16 protein-coding genes are annotated in these 15,285 nt (G+C 67.8%); 8 read left to right on the top strand and 8 right to left on the bottom strand.

Features of this window, described 5'->3' with window-relative positions:
• The first annotated feature begins 39 nt into the window (after positions 1–39).
• The 4 genes from BGP17_RS19415 (at position 40) to BGP17_RS19430 (ending at position 3,676) form a co-directional block, all read left to right on the top strand.
• Positions 40–690, top strand: a complete 651-nt coding sequence (locus tag BGP17_RS19415; RefSeq protein WP_380926230.1) for a biotin--[acetyl-CoA-carboxylase] ligase — start codon at positions 40–42, stop codon at positions 688–690.
• Between the two features lie 11 nt (positions 691–701).
• Positions 702–1,478, top strand: a complete 777-nt coding sequence (locus tag BGP17_RS19420; protein ID WP_167298879.1) for a type III pantothenate kinase — start codon at positions 702–704, stop codon at positions 1,476–1,478.
• 101 nt (positions 1,479–1,579) lie between these two features.
• The gene (locus BGP17_RS19425) at positions 1,580–3,217 is read left to right on the top strand and encodes a ribonuclease J (RefSeq protein ID WP_286713246.1); all 1,638 of its coding nucleotides are present in this window, start codon (positions 1,580–1,582) and stop codon (positions 3,215–3,217) included.
• A gap of 174 nt (positions 3,218–3,391) precedes the next feature.
• Positions 3,392–3,676 (top strand): DUF1467 family protein, encoded by a 285-nt coding sequence (locus BGP17_RS19430; RefSeq protein ID WP_167299419.1) that lies wholly within the window; start codon positions 3,392–3,394, stop codon positions 3,674–3,676.
• Positions 3,677–3,810: 134 nt separating this feature from the next.
• Here BGP17_RS19430 and BGP17_RS19435 read toward each other — a convergent pair whose 3' ends face one another.
• On the bottom strand, positions 3,811–6,120 hold the full coding sequence (locus BGP17_RS19435; RefSeq protein WP_286713248.1) for a coiled-coil domain-containing protein: 2,310 nt from the start codon (positions 6,118–6,120) through the stop codon (positions 3,811–3,813).
• 73 nt (positions 6,121–6,193) lie between these two features.
• Here BGP17_RS19435 and BGP17_RS19440 point away from each other — a divergent pair, with 73 nt between their 5' ends.
• The 4 genes from BGP17_RS19440 to BGP17_RS19455 all read left to right on the top strand — a co-directional run bounded on the left by BGP17_RS19440 (position 6,194) and on the right by BGP17_RS19455 (position 9,364).
• Positions 6,194–6,487, top strand: a complete 294-nt coding sequence (locus BGP17_RS19440) for an Hpt domain-containing protein (RefSeq protein WP_286713250.1) — start codon at positions 6,194–6,196, stop codon at positions 6,485–6,487.
• Positions 6,488–6,563: 76 nt separating this feature from the next.
• A complete protein-coding gene (locus BGP17_RS19445; RefSeq protein ID WP_286713252.1) occupies positions 6,564–7,451 on the top strand; it encodes a hypothetical protein in 888 nt (295 codons plus the stop codon).
• Positions 7,452–7,568: 117 nt separating this feature from the next.
• A complete protein-coding gene (locus BGP17_RS19450; RefSeq protein WP_286713254.1) occupies positions 7,569–8,417 on the top strand; it encodes a hypothetical protein in 849 nt (282 codons plus the stop codon).
• An 86-nt stretch (positions 8,418–8,503) separates the two neighbouring features.
• Complete coding sequence (locus tag BGP17_RS19455) at positions 8,504–9,364, top strand: hypothetical protein (protein WP_286713256.1); 861 nt, start codon at positions 8,504–8,506, stop codon at positions 9,362–9,364.
• A gap of 9 nt (positions 9,365–9,373) precedes the next feature.
• On the opposite strand, the gene BGP17_RS19460 is transcribed toward BGP17_RS19455, so the two are convergent.
• The 7 genes from BGP17_RS19460 to BGP17_RS19490 form a co-directional block, all read right to left on the bottom strand.
• The gene (locus tag BGP17_RS19460; protein ID WP_286713257.1) at positions 9,374–10,552 is read right to left on the bottom strand and encodes a vWA domain-containing protein; all 1,179 of its coding nucleotides are present in this window, start codon (positions 10,550–10,552) and stop codon (positions 9,374–9,376) included.
• Between the two features lie 9 nt (positions 10,553–10,561).
• A complete protein-coding gene (locus BGP17_RS19465) occupies positions 10,562–11,974 on the bottom strand; it encodes a glycosyltransferase family protein (RefSeq protein WP_286713259.1) in 1,413 nt (470 codons plus the stop codon).
• Between the two features lie 38 nt (positions 11,975–12,012).
• Positions 12,013–12,591: a CHAP domain-containing protein gene (locus tag BGP17_RS19470; RefSeq protein WP_167298888.1), complete on the bottom strand. Its 579-nt coding sequence runs from the start codon at positions 12,589–12,591 to the stop codon at positions 12,013–12,015.
• 152 nt (positions 12,592–12,743) lie between these two features.
• The gene (locus BGP17_RS19475) at positions 12,744–13,169 is read right to left on the bottom strand and encodes a GFA family protein (RefSeq protein WP_286713260.1); all 426 of its coding nucleotides are present in this window, start codon (positions 13,167–13,169) and stop codon (positions 12,744–12,746) included.
• Entirely contained in the window at positions 13,169–14,020 is an 852-nt protein-coding gene (locus BGP17_RS19480) for an AAA family ATPase (protein ID WP_167298890.1), read from the bottom strand. Before BGP17_RS19480 ends, BGP17_RS19475 begins: the two co-directional genes overlap by 1 nt.
• Before the next feature lie 52 nt (positions 14,021–14,072).
• Positions 14,073–14,687 carry a DUF6975 family protein gene (locus BGP17_RS19485; protein WP_243857146.1) on the bottom strand — a complete coding sequence of 205 codons (615 nt, stop codon included), beginning with the start codon at positions 14,685–14,687 and terminating at the stop codon, positions 14,073–14,075.
• A 310-nt stretch (positions 14,688–14,997) separates the two neighbouring features.
• Positions 14,998–15,264, bottom strand: coding sequence for a hypothetical protein (locus BGP17_RS19490; RefSeq protein WP_286713262.1), 267 nt, complete (start codon positions 15,262–15,264; stop codon positions 14,998–15,000).
• Positions 15,265–15,285 lie beyond the last annotated feature (21 nt).

Consider the following 15,285-nt stretch of genomic DNA (forward strand, 5'->3'; position numbering starts at 1 on the left):
GTCCGGACCGTCGCCGAGACGGGATCGACCAATGCCGACATGGCCGAGCTCGCCTGGAACGGGGCGAGCGAGGGCCTGTGGCTGCGGGCCGAGCGGCAGAGCGCGGGCAAGGGCCGCCAGGGCCGTGCCTGGCGGTCGCCGCCCGGCAATCTCTATGTCTCGACGTTGGTGCGCACCCGGCCGGGCGAGCCTTCGCCCGCCACGCTGGCGCTGGTCGCCGCCGTCGCCCTGGACGAGACGGCGCGCGTGTTCGGGCTCGTGCCGATGCTCAAATGGCCTAACGACCTGCTGGTCGACGGCGCCAAGCTCTCCGGCATCCTGCTCGAGCGGGTGGGGGATGCGGTGATCCTCGGCTTCGGCGTGAACCTTGCGCATCATCCGGAGGATCTGGACCGCGCGACGACCAGCTTCGCCGCCCATGGCCCGGCGCCCGACCCGCAGCTTTTCGCGGAGACGCTGGCCGAGAGCTTCGCCCGCTGGGTATCGCGCTGGCGCGAGGGGATCGCCCCGGTCCGCGAGCGCTGGCTTGCCCGCGCCCATCCGCTCGGCACCGCGCTGACTGCCCGTCTTGCCGACGGCACCAGCCTGGACGGACTGTTCGGCGGGCTGGACGGCGAAGGGGCGCTCATCCTGCGCTTGGCCGACGGCACCAGCCATGTCATCCATGCCGCGGACGTGTTCCTGCTCTGAGAGGCCCTGCCATGCTGCTCGCGATCGATGCCGGCAACACCAATGTCGTCTTCGCCCTGCTCGAAGGCGGCGAGGTTCGTGCCCGCTGGCGGATCGCCACCGATCCGCGGCGCACGGCGGACGAATATGCGGTGTGGCTCAGCCAGTTGCTCGGCCTGGAGGGCTATGAACGCTCCGACGTGACCGGCGTGATCATCGGCACGGTGGTGCCCCGCGCGCTGCACAACCTCCAGGTGCTGAGCAGCAAATATTTCAAGACCGACGCGGTGATCGCGGGGCAGGGCAAGGCCGAATGGGGATTCCCGCTCGACGTGGAGGAGCCCCAGGGCCTGGGCGCGGACCGCGCGCTCAACATGATCGCCGGCCATGCCCGGCACCCCGGCGACCTGATCATCATCGATTTCGGCACGGCCACCACGTTCGAGCTGGTCGATTATCGCGGCGCCTATAAGGGCGGGATCATCGCGCCGGGCATCAACCTGTCGCTGGATGCGCTGGTCACCGCGGCGGCCAAGCTGCCGCGCATCGCGATCACCGCGCCGCAGAGCGCCAGCGTGATCGGCCGCAACACGGTGGACCAGATGCATATCGGCATCTATTGGGGCTATGTCGCGATGATCGAAGGGCTGGTCGCGCGGATGAAGGCCGAGATCGGCCGCCCCGTGAAAGTGATCGCCACCGGCGGCCTTGCGGTCCTGTTCGAGAAACACACCGATGTGTTCGATGCGCTCGAGGCGGATCTCACCATCCAGGGGCTGGCGATGCTGTGGGAACGCGCCAGTAGATAGCCGCCGCCCCGGCACGGGCCGGGGTCTCGCACCGCCGGCAGCGCCTCCGCCGCCCGAGATACCGGCTTCCGCCCGGGCGACGAACAGAGCATAGGACTAACGTGACTCCAGAAAACGAACTTCTCTTCCTCGCGCTGGGCGGCTCCGGCGAGATCGGCATGAACGTCAATCTCTATGGCTGCCAGGGCAAATGGCTGATGGTCGATTGCGGCATCACCTTCGGCAGCCCCGATTATCCGGGCATCGACGTGATTCTGCCGGACCTGCAGTTCATCGAGGAGCGTATAGAGGATCTGCTCGGCATCGTCCTTACCCATGGGCATGAGGATCATATCGGTGCGCTGCCCTATCTCGCCGCCGATCTGGGCGTGCCGCTCTATGCCACGCCGTTCACCGCGGGCCTGATCCGCGGCAAGCTGGAGGAAGAGGGCATCGAGGAGAAGGTCGAGCTCAACATCGTCGACGAGGAGGGGCCGTTCAACCTCGGGCCGTTCCGCATCACCTATACGCCGCTCGCCCATTCGATCCCCGAGGGCAATGCCGTCCTCATCGAGACGCCCTATGGCCGCGTCTTCCACACCGGCGACTGGAAGCTGGACGACGCGCCGGCTCTGGGCGGCGCCTCGACTGCGGCGGAATTGACTGCGATCGGCGACAAGGGCGTGCTCGCGCTGGTCTGCGACAGCACCAACGTCTTCAATCCCGAGGCCTCGGGCTCGGAAGGCGCCGTCCGCGAAGGACTCGATCAGGTCATTGGCGCCGCCAAGGGCCGGGTGCTGGTCACCACTTTCGCTTCCAATGCCGCTCGCCTGCAGACCCTGGGCGAAGTCGCCCGCGACACCGGGCGCGAGCTGTGCGTCGCCGGGCGCTCGCTCGACCGCATCCTGCGCGTCGCCAAGCAGACCGGCTATCTGCGCGACTTCCCTGATACGGTCGATTTCGAGACCGCGATGGACCTGCCGGCGAACAAGGTGCTGATCGTCGCCACCGGCGGGCAGGGCGAGCCGCGCGCCGCGCTCAACCGCATCGCCGAGGGCAGCCATGTCCTCAAGGTGCACGAAGGCGACACGGTGGTGTTCTCCTCGCGCCAGATCCCAGGCAACGAGATCGCGATCGGGCGGATCATGAACACGCTCGCTGCCAAGGGTGTCGAACTGATCACCGATCGCCAGGCCTTCATCCACGTCTCCGGCCACCCGGGCCGCCCCGAACTCGCCGAGATGTACAAGTGGATCCGGCCCGAGATCGTCGTGCCGGTGCACGGCGAAGTTCGCCACATGTACGAGCAAGCCCGGTTCGCGCTCGAGCAGGGCGTGCCCAAGGCGATCCGCCAGGTGAATGGCGACATCGTCCGCCTGGCGCCGGACGGCCCCGAGAAGATCGGCGAGGCGCCGGTGGGCCGGCTCGTGCTCGACGGCGATATCATCCTGCCGGCGGACGGCACCACGATCAACGAGCGCCGCCGCATCGCGCTCTATGGCCAGATCAGCGTCGCGGTGGCGATCCGCAACGGCAAGCTCTCCGGCGAGCCCCAGATCCGCCTCCAGGGCATCCCGGTGGAGGAGGACCGCGAGGATTTCATCGACGAAGCGGTGGATGCCGCGCGCGAGGCGGTGAAGAAGGACGGCAAGGGCGATATCGAGAAGCTGCGCGAGTCGCTGCGCCTGGGCGTGCGCCGTGCCGCGGTGCGCTTCACGGGGAAGAAGCCCGTCGTCGATGTGCTGATCATCGAGCAATAGGCCCGGCCGCCAACACCGTATCTGTTCCCCGGTAGGGGCCGGATCCCGGTATCGGGCTGGCGGGTGAGGCGGGTGCGCCTGTCGAAGGACATTGCGGCTGGGCCCGGCCTTCGCCGGGGAGCGGGCATGCGGATGGCGCTTCCGTTCTGCCCGGCTGCGCCCTATCACCATCCCATGCCCTGGAAATCCGCGCTCGCCATCTATTTCCTCTTCTGGGCCTTCTCGGTGTTCCTCGTCCTGCCGTTCGGGGTGAAGACGAGCGAGGAGGCCGGCGTGGCGCTGGTGCCCGGCCAGGCGCCGAGCGCCCCGCACGAGTTCAGGGCCAAGCGCATCGCATTCCGCACGACGATCGTGGCGACGATCCTCTTCGCGATCTTCTACCTGAACTACCGCAACGGTTGGGTCACCACCGATATGCTCGATTGGTGGGCCCATCTACAGCCGGGGAACGGGGCCTAGGGGCACGCCCGATCGGCAAACCCCGTCATCCCCATGCAGGCAGGCCCATGCAGGCAGGCCCATGCAGGCAGGGATGACGAACGCTGGTCTCGCAGACTTGCCGGAATCCCCAATCCGGGGTGCCGCACCGCGGATCAGGTCCGCAGCCGCTCGATCGCCTGGGCCAGCGCGACATAGAGCTTGCCCATGTCCGACGAGAGCAGGGTCACGCCCATCGGCGATCCGTCGCGCAGCGCCAGGATCTGCCGGAGCATTGCTTCGAAATCATGGATGTAGCGATTGACGTTGTCGCGGAAATCCTCGTCTTCCTCGTAGAGCCGGTGGATGTCGCGCGTTTCGGAGGGGTCGAGCAGGCGCACCGCGCGGCGCGTGAAGACGCCGCGATCGCCCTTCAGATAGGCTGACCAGGCGCTGTCGGTCACATCGGCCGAGAAGGCCTTGGTGATGTCGATCGAAGCCGAGTTGAGCGCTTCGATGAGCAGCGAGACGCGACGCGCGAAGTTGTCGCTGTCCGAATCCTCGCGCTCCTTGCGGCCCTCGGCGATCCGCGCCTCGACCTGGGCAGTGGTATCGGCCAGGGCCACCATCTGCTGGGTGAGCCGCTCGGAGGCGCGCGTGGCCGCGACCACGGCCGCCTCGGTCGTCTCGGCCAGATCGGCGAGCTGGCGGCGGATCGAGGCGTCGATCGCGCGGCGCAGCGCATCGCCCGCGGCTTCCTCGATCGCCCGCTCGGCATGAGGCACGATGCCCGACAGCGTCTCGCGGGCATGGCTGGCGGCGGCGCTGGAAGTCTCGCGGACGCTCACCAGCGCCTCGACCAGTTGCGGCGCCGCGCTCTCGGCGAAACGGCGCGTGGTGGCGATGGTCTCGTCGACCATCGCGCCCAGCTGTTCGGCCTGCTCGCCCCCCGTGGCCAGGGTCTCGAGCAGGGAAGCCTGGGTCTTGGCGAGCGTGTCGCGCTGCTGGCCGACGACATCGGCAATGGCTTCGATCGCATCGTGCGTGCTCTCGGCGGCGGTGACCAGGGCCAGCAGCTCGGGCTTGGAAGCGGCGACCACCTGGCGGCTCGCGTTGATCCGGGCATCGAGCCGGGCGAGCGCTTCAGGCAGGGTCTCGTCGATCTCGCGGGCCGAGGCGTCGAGCGCGGTCAACAAGTCCTCGGACGTGCCGATCACTCTGCGCGCGGTCTGGTCGCCGGTGTCGAGCGCCACCGTCATCGCCGAGACCGAGCCATGCAGCGCGCTCATCGATGCGGCCAGGTTCCCCGTTCGCTCGGTGCCCGCGGCATGCAGGCCTTCCATGGCGCGATCGAGCCGATCGACGCCGGAGGCCAGCCCTTCGAACAGCATGTCGCCGCGACCCTGCTCCTCGGCGAGACGGTTGCCGATGCGGCCGATCGCTTCCTCGATCGCGGCCATGCGCGCGCCCATCGCCTCGGCGCTGTCACGGCCCGCGCGGTCGAGTGCGGCCTGGTTGGCGGACAGCATGGCGAGGATGGCCTCGCCCTGGGTGGCGATGCCCTTGCGCGCCTCGTCGACGGCATTGGCGGCGCGATCGAGCACGGCATCGACCTGGGTCGACATCTCGCCGGTGACCCTTTCGAGCCGCGCGCTGGCGGTCTGGCTGGTCGCTTCCATCCGGGCGATGTGCGCGGCGAGCCGGTCGGCCGCGCCGCCGGCGATCTGGTCGGCTTCCCGCCCGCGTTCGGCGAGCGCGGAGAGCTGGGTGTCGAGGGCGGCTGCCCGCTCGCCGGCGAGCAGGCCGGCGGCATCGACTCGGTCGGACAGGCCGCGCATCTCCTCATGCGCCTTGGGCAGCGACGCGAGGACCACGGCGACGCGATGCTCGGCATCGGCGGCCGATTCGCCGAGATGGCGCGTGCTGGCGTCGATCGAGCGGGCATGCTGCGCGGCGCTGCCGGCGGCGCTTTCAAGCTTCTCGGAGGCGCGTTCGCCCATGGCGATCAGAATGTTGGTCTGCTCGGCAAGCGCCGCGCGATTCTCCTCGATCTTGCGCGAGAGCGTGGCGACGACGCGCTCGAGGCTGGCAGCCTCCGCGCGCATTGCGCGTGCGCTGGCGCCGAAGCGCTGGGCCTCGGCGCGGCTCGTGCGCAGGGCAAGGAGGCAGAGGATGCCGACCAGGGCGGGAGGAACGCACAGCGCGGCGATCAGCTGGACGAGCCCGGCGGGCGCCATCGGCGCGGCGAAGGTGCCGCGCAGCAGCCAGCCCATCGCGCCGAACCAGCCCAGCACCGCGAGAATCGCGAGAGCGGGCAGAATCCAGCCGGCCCGGCGGGGCGCCTCCTCCTCTTCCTCGATCACGTCATCGGCGGCGAGCGCCGGCGCGATCCGTGCGGGCGCCACGGTTTCGGACAGGACCAGCTCCTCCGCGTCTTCGTTCGCGGGCAGCGGTTCGGCAGGTTTTCCCCCAATCATGACGCGCATTTACCACATTTCGGCGTCGTACCAACAGCGGCATGGAAACGCGCTATTAACGGTATCCGGCTAGGGACGGATCATGGCGTACGATCCGGGTGCAATCGATGCGACGCTGGCGGCGGCGGTGGGCGACGAGCCCGCGCTGATCGCCGAGCTGCGCGAAGCCTTTCACGACGGGGTGCAGAGGTGCCTCGAGACCATGAAGACCGCCGAGAGTCCCGATGGCTGGGCGGCGGCGGCGCTGCGCCTCAAGGGCCTTTCGGCCAGTTTCGGCGCGGTCCGGCTGATGGCGCTCGCCGCCGAAGCGGCCAATGGACAGGCGCATGACGGCGCGATACTCCGGCGTCTCCATCGGGCGGTCGACCGACTCTGAATTCCACGGCGCGGCTGCGCCCTGAGTTCGCGTCACGCGGCCCCGCAACGCTTTTGGTTTGATGCTGGGGAAACGCATGCGCAAGCTGGCCATCGGTCTCGCCTTCGTTCTCGCCACGATTTCCGGCGGCGTCGCGCAGGGACAGCAGGTGCCCGAAGGCGGCCAGGATGGCGGCATCCTTGTCGAAGGCCGCAAGCAGGGGCCCCGGAAGGAGGCACGGCGCTTCGTCGAGCGGATCGTCACTACCACCAAGGATCAGCTCTCGCGCTTCAACGATCCGGTATGCCCGGTGGTGCTGGGGCTGACGCCGCCCTATGCCAAGGCGATCGTCAAGCGGTTCCGCGAGGTCTCCGCAGAGGTCGGTGCCCAGGTCGATCGGGACGAGAAATGCTATCCGAACGTCTTCGTGATCGTCGCGGCGGATGCGGGCGCCATCATTGCCCAGCTGCGCGAGAAATATCACGGCTTCTTCCGCGACCTCGCCTATGACGACAAGCGCACCGCCCTTGACGAGGGGCCGGTGCGCGCCTGGCGGGTGTCCGAGGAGCTCGACCAGAGCGGCAGGCCCGGGGCGCAAGGCCCGGATGGCCTGCGCAGCTTCCGCGGCATAGACCCCGGTTCGCGCATCTCGCTGTCGACGCAGCAGGCCACCTATGCCGCGGTGGTGGTCATCGACGTCAATGCGATCGACGAGAAGTCGGTGGGACAGATCGCCGACTATGTCGCCATGCGCGTGCTTGCCGGCGCGCGCCCTCCCAAGGAGGGCGGACGGCTCGATACGATCCTGACCCTGTTCGACGGGGATGCCGTCGTCCCAGAGGGGCTGACTCAGGTCGATCGCAGCTTCCTTACGGGCATCTATCAGATGCAGGCCAATGCCCCGCTCGGCAGCCAGGCCGGCACGATCGCCGATCGGATCGTGCGGGACGCCCGGGAAACCGGAACGGCGAAGAAACCCCGTTAGCATCGGGCCCCGAAGCTGCCGGATGGACAGGCCCGGCCGCGCGCGATACGCCCATACCGCGAGAGATCGGTTCAGCCGGCGCATTCGACACGGAGAGGCCTGGGAAGGATCGACTCTATGCGCATGCCGTTTTGCCTGGCCTCGCTTCTGCTGCTTTCCATGGCCGGCGCGCCCCTGGCTCCGGCACAGGATGCCAAACCGGCGCAGGACGGCGGCATCGTCGTAACCGGCAAGGGCCCCGAGCCGATCGGGAAGGCCCGGCGCTATCTCCGCCAGGTCCTCGAGAGCGACAGCGGCCAGCTCGCGCGCTTCGTCGATCCGGTCTGCCCGCTCGTCCTCGGCCTGCCCGAGCGCTTCCGGGCGCCGATCGACGAGCGTTTCCGCATCGTCGCCGGGGCCAGCTCGGTTCGCCTCGCCAGGGGGAAATGCCGGCCGAACCTGATGATCGTGTTCGCCGACAATGCCGACGCGTTGATCGAAACGATGCGCAAGCGCCGCAATGCCGCCTTCGCCGATCTGGACGAGGGCGCGCTGCGCGATGCGTTCAAGGCGGGGCCGATCCATGCCTGGCGCCTGGTCGTGACGCGGGACGACATGGGCAATGTCGCCACCGGGGACGAGGATCCCGATTTCCCGACCATCTTCGAGAGCGAGACCCAGGCAGTCACGATCAATTCGGTGATCGTGATGGACAAGCGGGCCGCCCAAGGCAAATCGGTACGCCAGATCGCCGATTACGCCGTGATGCGCACGCTGGTGGGCGCGCGGCCGCCCGACAAGGGATCGATCGCAGCCGCTTCGATCCTGTCGCTGTTCGACCCCGCGGTGGCGCCGCCGCCGGCGGAGATCACCGATATGGACCTGGGCCTGCTCTCGGGGCTCTATCGGCTGCGGGATCCCTATGCGCAGGGCGGGGACCAGGCCTATCGGATCTCGCGCACGATGGTGACGGGTCGGCCGCGCTAGCGGGCTTCACCGGCGGGGCAGAGGGATGCTATATCGATGGCACGCCCGATTTGACGGGAGCGAGGTGGGAGTGAGTTAGCGTGCGCATGGCCCTGATCGGTTTCGCCCTGGCGATCGCTGCCCCCGGCACGGCGCAGGCGCAGGACAAGCCCGCCGACGATCCCAGCATCGTGGTTCGCGGGCAGAAGGGCGTTCCGCCGCGCGAAGCCCGCAAGTTCGTCCGCCAGGTGGTGACCAGCACCGAGGGGCAGCTCGCGCGCTTCGTCGACCCGGTCTGCCCGTTCGTGCTCGGCCTGCCGCGGCAATATGCCATGTTGGTCGAGGATCGCATTCGCGACGATGCCCGGCAGGCCGGGATCAGAACCGGAGCGGAGGGCAGGTGCCAGCCCAACCTGGTGATAATGGTCGCCGACAATGCCGATGCCGTGGTCAGGAAGCTCCGCCAGAAGTTCAGCGGCCTGTTCCTGGGCGTGAGCGCCAAGGAAATGAGCCGGGCGATGCGCGAGGGGCCGGTGCATGTGTGGAGCGCGGTGCAGGTGCGCAACGAGAACGGCCAGGCGCCCCGCCAGACCGAGTCGGACGGCCCGCCGACGCTGCGGGTCTATGGCGCCTCGCTCGTCGACCTCCAGACCCAGCAGGCGGTGCTCCAGTCGATCATGGTCCTCGATGCCGATGCCCTGCTCGGCAAGACGCTGACCCAGATCTCGGACTATGTCGCGATGCGCACGCTGGCCGGGGCCCGCCCGCCCCGCGAAGGGGTGGAGGCGAACACGATCCTCACGCTGTTCGATCCCCAGGGCGCGCCGCCGCCTGCGATGACGGGCATCGACCGCGGTTTCCTCGCCGGGCTCTACAAGGTGCGCCCGAACGGTACGTCGGTGACTCAGATGAGCACCATTTCGCGCCAGATCGTGAAGGATTCGAAGCCGCGCACGGAAAGGGAATGACCCGGGCGCTCAGCGCTTGCGGCTGAGCTCGCGCATCGCCTCGTCGAGGCCGGCCAGGGTGAGGGGGTACATGCGGTCGCCCAGCAGCTCGCGCAGGATCTTCACCGACTGGGTATAGCCCCATTGCTCGCGCGGGATCGGATTGAGCCATATCGCGGCGGGATAGGCGTTCAGCGCCCGCTGCATCCAGACGGCGCCCGCCTCCTCGTTGAAATGCTCGACCGAGCCGCCCGGATGGGTGATCTCGTACGCGCTCATCGAGGCATCGCCGACAAAGACCAGCTTATAGTCGTGCCCATATTTGTGGAGGATGTCCCAGGTGGGCGTGCGCTCCTGGAAGCGGCGGCGATTGTCCTTCCACACGCCTTCGTACAGGCAATTGTGGAAATAGAAGAACTCCAGGTTCTTGAACTCGCTGGTGGCGGCGGAGAACAGCTCCTCGCACAGCTTGATGAACGGATCCATCGATCCGCCGACGTCGAGGAAGAGCAGCAGCTTCACGGCATTGTGCCGCTCGGGGCGCATGTGCACGTCGAGCCAGCCCTGTTTCGCGGTGCCTTCGATCGTCGCGTCGATGTCGAGCTCGTCGGCCGCCCCCTCGCGGGCGAAGCGCCGCAGGCGGCGCAGCGCCACCTTGATGTTGCGGGTGCCCAGTTCGCGGGTGCTGTCGAGATTGCGGAACTCGCGGCCCTCCCACACCTTGAGCGCGCGCTTGTGCTTGCTTTCGCCGCCGATGCGCACGCCTTCGGGATTGTAGCCGCCATTGCCGTACGGGGATGTGCCGCCGGTGCCGATCCACTTGTTGCCGCCCTCGTGCCGGCCCTGCTGCTCCTCGAGCCGCTGCTTCAGCGTCTCCATGATCTCCTCCCAGGAGCCGAGCGACTGGATCTTCGCCATTTCCTCGGGGGACAGGAACTTCTCGGCGATCGCGCGCAACCATTCCTCGGGGATCGCGGCGGGGGCGACGCCATAGCTGGCGGCGATGCCCTTGAAGACCTTGGCGAAGACCTGGTCGAACCGGTCGAGCAGCCCCTCGTCCTTCACGAAGGTGGCGCGGGCGAGATAGTAGAAGGCCTCGGGCGTACGCTCGATCACGTCGCGGTCGAGCGCTTCCAGAAGCACGAGATGCTCCTTCAGGCTGGCCGGTATGCCCGCGGCACGCAGCTCGTCGAGGAAGGAAAGGAACATCCGCTTTCCTTAGGGTTGGCTCCGCCGCTCGTACAGGTTCCAGTTTGTGCCCGAAAGGCTGCGCATGCGATGCTGGGCGATCAGCGCGAAATGGCCGCCGCAGCGATCGGCGTCCGCCGGGAACGCCTCGCCCAGGAACCGGTCGACCAGCAGGAAGCGCGCCTGGGGATCGCAGCGGCCCAATATCACCTTGAGCTTGTACTTCCGGCGCGCGGCGGCGACGTCGGTGGCCGCCTGGCCGGTGTCGCGATCGAGCAGCATCGTCGTGCCTTCGGGCGCGCGCGCCATCATCTCGCGCACCGGGCCGCCCGGATCGCCGCGCTGGTCCACGGCCAGCACATAATCGCACCACAGGCTTCCGCCGAGCATCGCGGCCAGGCCGATCCCTGCCGCGATCCGCCGCCAGTCGCCCTTCTCCAGTCCGAAGCCGATCATCTCGCCCAGCATCAGCAGCAGCGGCAGCAGGGCAGGCATATAGTAACGGGCATGGCCGACATTGCCGGCGTGCAGTACGGCGAGCAGGAAAGGGAAGGCGAAGATCGCCAGCCGGTACAGCGCCATGCGCGATGCGCCCCAGCGCGGCGCCAGGACGAGCAGCACCAGCACCAGCACGATCGGCCAGATGTCCTTCCAGGGCAGGCCGATCGTATAGCCGATCGCGGTGGTGGTGCCGTTCAGGTACATCATGAAGTCGAACGGATCGTAGCGCCCGAAACGGAAGCCGGTGCCGGCGAAGTGACCAGCGGCGAGCACGAAGCCGAGCACGCCCGCCAGCACCAGCACCGGCAGCCAGAAGGTCCGGAAGATCTCGAGCGCCGCCGCTCGGAAGCCGTTGCGCTTCCACAGCACGAAGGAGGGCCAGCCGACCAGGGCGACGGCCGCGAAGATCATGGTGAGTTGCGACAAGGCGCCGAGGAAGAAGCAGAGCGCGAACGTGGTCGGGCGGCGATAGCCAAGGTCGCCCGCCAGCCAGCGATCGATGAACAGGATCGCGATCAGCATCGCCAGCGACATGCCGGCATAGCCGCGCGCTTCCGATCCCATCGTCACCAGCATCGGCGAGAAGGCGAAGAGCAGGGCGGTCGCCACCATGGTGATCCGTCCGCGCGGCTCGGCGATCCTGGCGGCCACGAGGATCGCCGCGCTGCTGCTCAGGATCGAGAGCAGGCGGACGAGCGGCGGCCAGGCGCCGAAGCCCACCATCTGCATCCAGAGCGAGTTGAGATGGTGGTTGTTGTCGTGATTGATTCCGATGAAGACGCCGATCGGCGTCAGCGCATCGCGCGCCTGCGACGCGGACCAGGCCTCGTCGAACCACAGGTCGCCCAGCGAACAGACGAAGCGCAGCGCCAGGCCCGCAACCGCGATCGCGCAGATCGCCCACCACCAGCGCCGATTCGCGCGCAGATCCCCCCCGGTCATGCTCTGCTAGATGCCTCGCCGCTCAGCTTCCGGCAAGCTCAACGCGATGCATAGGCGTCGATCAGCGAGCCGACATAATCCGGCTGCCTGGCGGTCAGCTCGGCCGAGGGGCGGGCCTTGCGCACCGTGGCGGGCGCATCGCGGTCGGGCGTGCCATAGATGAAGCCGTGCGCCGGGTAGATCGAACTGCCCAGGCCGCCCCGATCGCGGTACCAGACCTTGACCATGCTCCAATCGCCGCGCTCCGACACGTCGAACAGCGTCACGTCCTGCTCGGCATGGCCGCGTTCGCCCTCGAAGCGGGACCAGTTGGCATGGGTGATCATCAGCACGCGCTTCTCGACGATCCGGCTCACCACCGCGACATGGCCGAGCGGCAGGCGCGCGCTCTTCGAAAAGGCCAGGACGGCGCCCACCCTGGGCACGCGGCCGCGCTGGTAGCGGCCCTCGGCCTGGCCCCACCAGGTCCAGGCGTCGCCATAGATCTGGATGCCGGAAGCGGCACGCGCGAAGGGCACGCATTCGCCGACATAGTCGAGAAGGGATTGCGCACCGGCAGGCACCGCAGCGGACAGCGCGGCGGCGAGCAGCACGGGAAACGCGATACGCGGACACATACTCGGGACCCATACAAGGTCCCCCCCAAGCGGTCCGTAACCCGGAGTGGTTTAGGAAGGGTTAACTATGATCGGCGCCGAATGGAGCGCGATGCGGATAGTCTTCCGTCAGGCCCCGCCGAACAGCTTGCGGAGGACCTTGATTGGCTCGGCTATTCGGGCCTGGGCGCGGGTGCCGGAGGCTGGCGCGGGAAGGTTTCCAGCATCGGATCGATCCTTGCCCAGGCGGGGGCCTCGTCGGTCCAGATCGCGACGGTCGGCGCCAGGCCCTGGGCATCGTCGAGAAGGCCCAGGCGCAGCGTGCGGAATTGCGGGCGGGCCGAGGACTGGCCCATCACCGGCGTGCCGCAGGCGCCGCAGAAGCTCTGCGTGAGCGTGTTGCCGCTGTCGGCGACGTAGCTGGTGCTCGAAAGTATGCCGGTGAGCACGATATCGTCGGTCGCGAACATCGCATTGGTGGTGGCCGAGCCGGCGGCGACGCGCTGGCACCGGCGGCACCAGCATTGGCGCACCGCCACCGGCTCGCCGCCGATCGTGGCGGTGACGGCGCCACAGGCGCAGCTTCCGGTATAGGGCATCAGGCCTTGCCCTGCTGGCGCCGCGCCATGAAGGCGAGCCGCTCGAACAGCATCACGTCCTGCTCGTTCTTGAGCAGCGCGCCGTGGAGCGGCGGGATTGCCTTGGTCGGGTCCTTGTTCTGCAGCACGTCGAGCGGCATTTCCTCGTGGAGGAGCAGCTTGAGCCAGTCGAGCAGTTCGCTGGTGCTGGGCTTCTTCTTCAGGCCCGGGACCTCGCGGATCTCGTAGAAGATATCCATCGCCTTCGAGACCAGGATCTTCTGGATGCCGGGGAAATGGACGTCGACGATGGCCTGCATCGTCTCGCGGTCCGGGAACTTGATATAGTGGAAGAAGCAGCGGCGCAGGAACGCGTCCGGCAGGTCCTTTTCGTTGTTCGAGGTGATCACCACGATCGGGCGCTCGGCGGCGCGGACGGTTTCCTGCGTCTCGTAGACGTGGAACTCCATCCGGTCGAGCTCCTGGAGCAGGTCGTTCGGGAACTCGATATCGGCCTTGTCGATCTCGTCGATCAGCAGCACGGGCAGTTTGGGCGCGGTGAACGCCTCCCACAGCTTGCCCTTGCGGATATAGTTGGCGATCTCGTGGACGCGCGGATCGCCGAGCTGGCCGTCGCGCAGGCGGGCGACCGCGTCATATTCGTACAGGCCCTGTTGAGCCTTGGTGGTCGACTTGACGTTCCACTCGATCAGCGGGGCATTCACTGCCTTGGCGATCTCATAGGCGAGCACGGTCTTGCCCGTGCCCGGCTCGCCCTTGACGAGCAGGGGACGCCGCAGCGTGACGGCGGCATTGACCGCGACCTTCAGGTCCTCGGTCGCGACATAGCTTTGGGTGCCTTCGAAGCGCATCGCCATGGCTTAGAGGGGCGAAGCCGTCTCGCGCAAGATCGGTGTGGGGAAGTTACTGCTTGTCGCGCGCCGAGGCGCGGGCCTCGAGCAGGTCCCACAGGCCGCGATGCTGGGCGAAGAGCTGCTGCGCGCCGAACAACATGGCCCGTTCGAGCATGCCTTCGCGCACCAATGTGTCGACCACGGTCACCGTCTCCTCGGCAAGCGGCAATTGCGAGGGGGGAGGGGTGAGGCCCAGGCGCTCGCCGGCGGCATCCAGTGCCTCGCGGATCACCGCCCAGTCCATCGCCAGCGCGATCGCCGCGCCGGTGGCGCAGCCCGCGCGATCCGATTGGGCGAGCATGTCGATCGCATGGCGCTGGGCTGCGGTGGCGGCCTCGGTCTCGGCATGGCCCGGCGTGCTGGGCATCGGGCCCGCCGAGGCGACGATGCGGACGAGATAGGCGCGTTCGATGACGAAGGCGTCGGCGGCGACTTCCAGCCAGTCGCGTTCGATGCCGAGGCGGGCATGGCCCAGCGCATGGTCGATCACGCCGGGATGGCGGCCATGGAGCAGGCAGATATGATGCATCGCGTCCGACAGGTCGCGCAGCGGCTCCTCGTTGCGGGCGAGGCGCTGCAGATAAGGGTGGTGGGCGCTGCCGTCGGAGGCGATAAGCGCCCCCATCGAGCCCCACGCCCCGCCCAATCGCGCAACTTGTACGGAATCAAACGGCATAAGCCCCCGCATCTCCTGACGGCTTCATGCCGACGGGTTAGGTCTTGCAACTCCGGGGTATACCGAAGCACGTAAAGACGCGGTGAATCCGGAATTTACTGTGGATAAACCACATGTTCCCGCGCCATCCCGCGCAGGAAATGGAAACGCCCCAGAAACAAGTTCCGAGGCGATCCGATAGTATCCGCAAATAGCCCGATAGTTACGGCCATGCACCGATCCGCCTTCCCGGCGGCGCGATACGCTGGGTGGCGGCGGGTCAGATCACCAGCCCGAACACCGCGGACACGCCATTGCCGTCCGCCGGGCTGCCGAGGACCTGATAATAGAGATAATTGCCGTTGTAGACGATCTGGTTGCCGGCAATGCCCGAGGCGACGTTCTGATAGCCCTCGCTCCAGGAAATCGTGACGGCATAATGCCCCGGCTCGAGATCGGCCCAGCTCTCATTGACCGGGCTCCCCGAAGTGGCGGTGCCATTCCATTCGAAGCTCGGCCCCGGCGTGACATAGGTCCAGACGCGCACATGAACTTCCCCGGGATTGAA

The sequence above is a fragment of the Sphingomonas sp. 67-41 genome (genome assembly GCF_001899725.1).
GTDB classification, from domain to species: Bacteria; Pseudomonadota; Alphaproteobacteria; order Sphingomonadales; family Sphingomonadaceae; genus Sphingomonas; species Sphingomonas leidyi.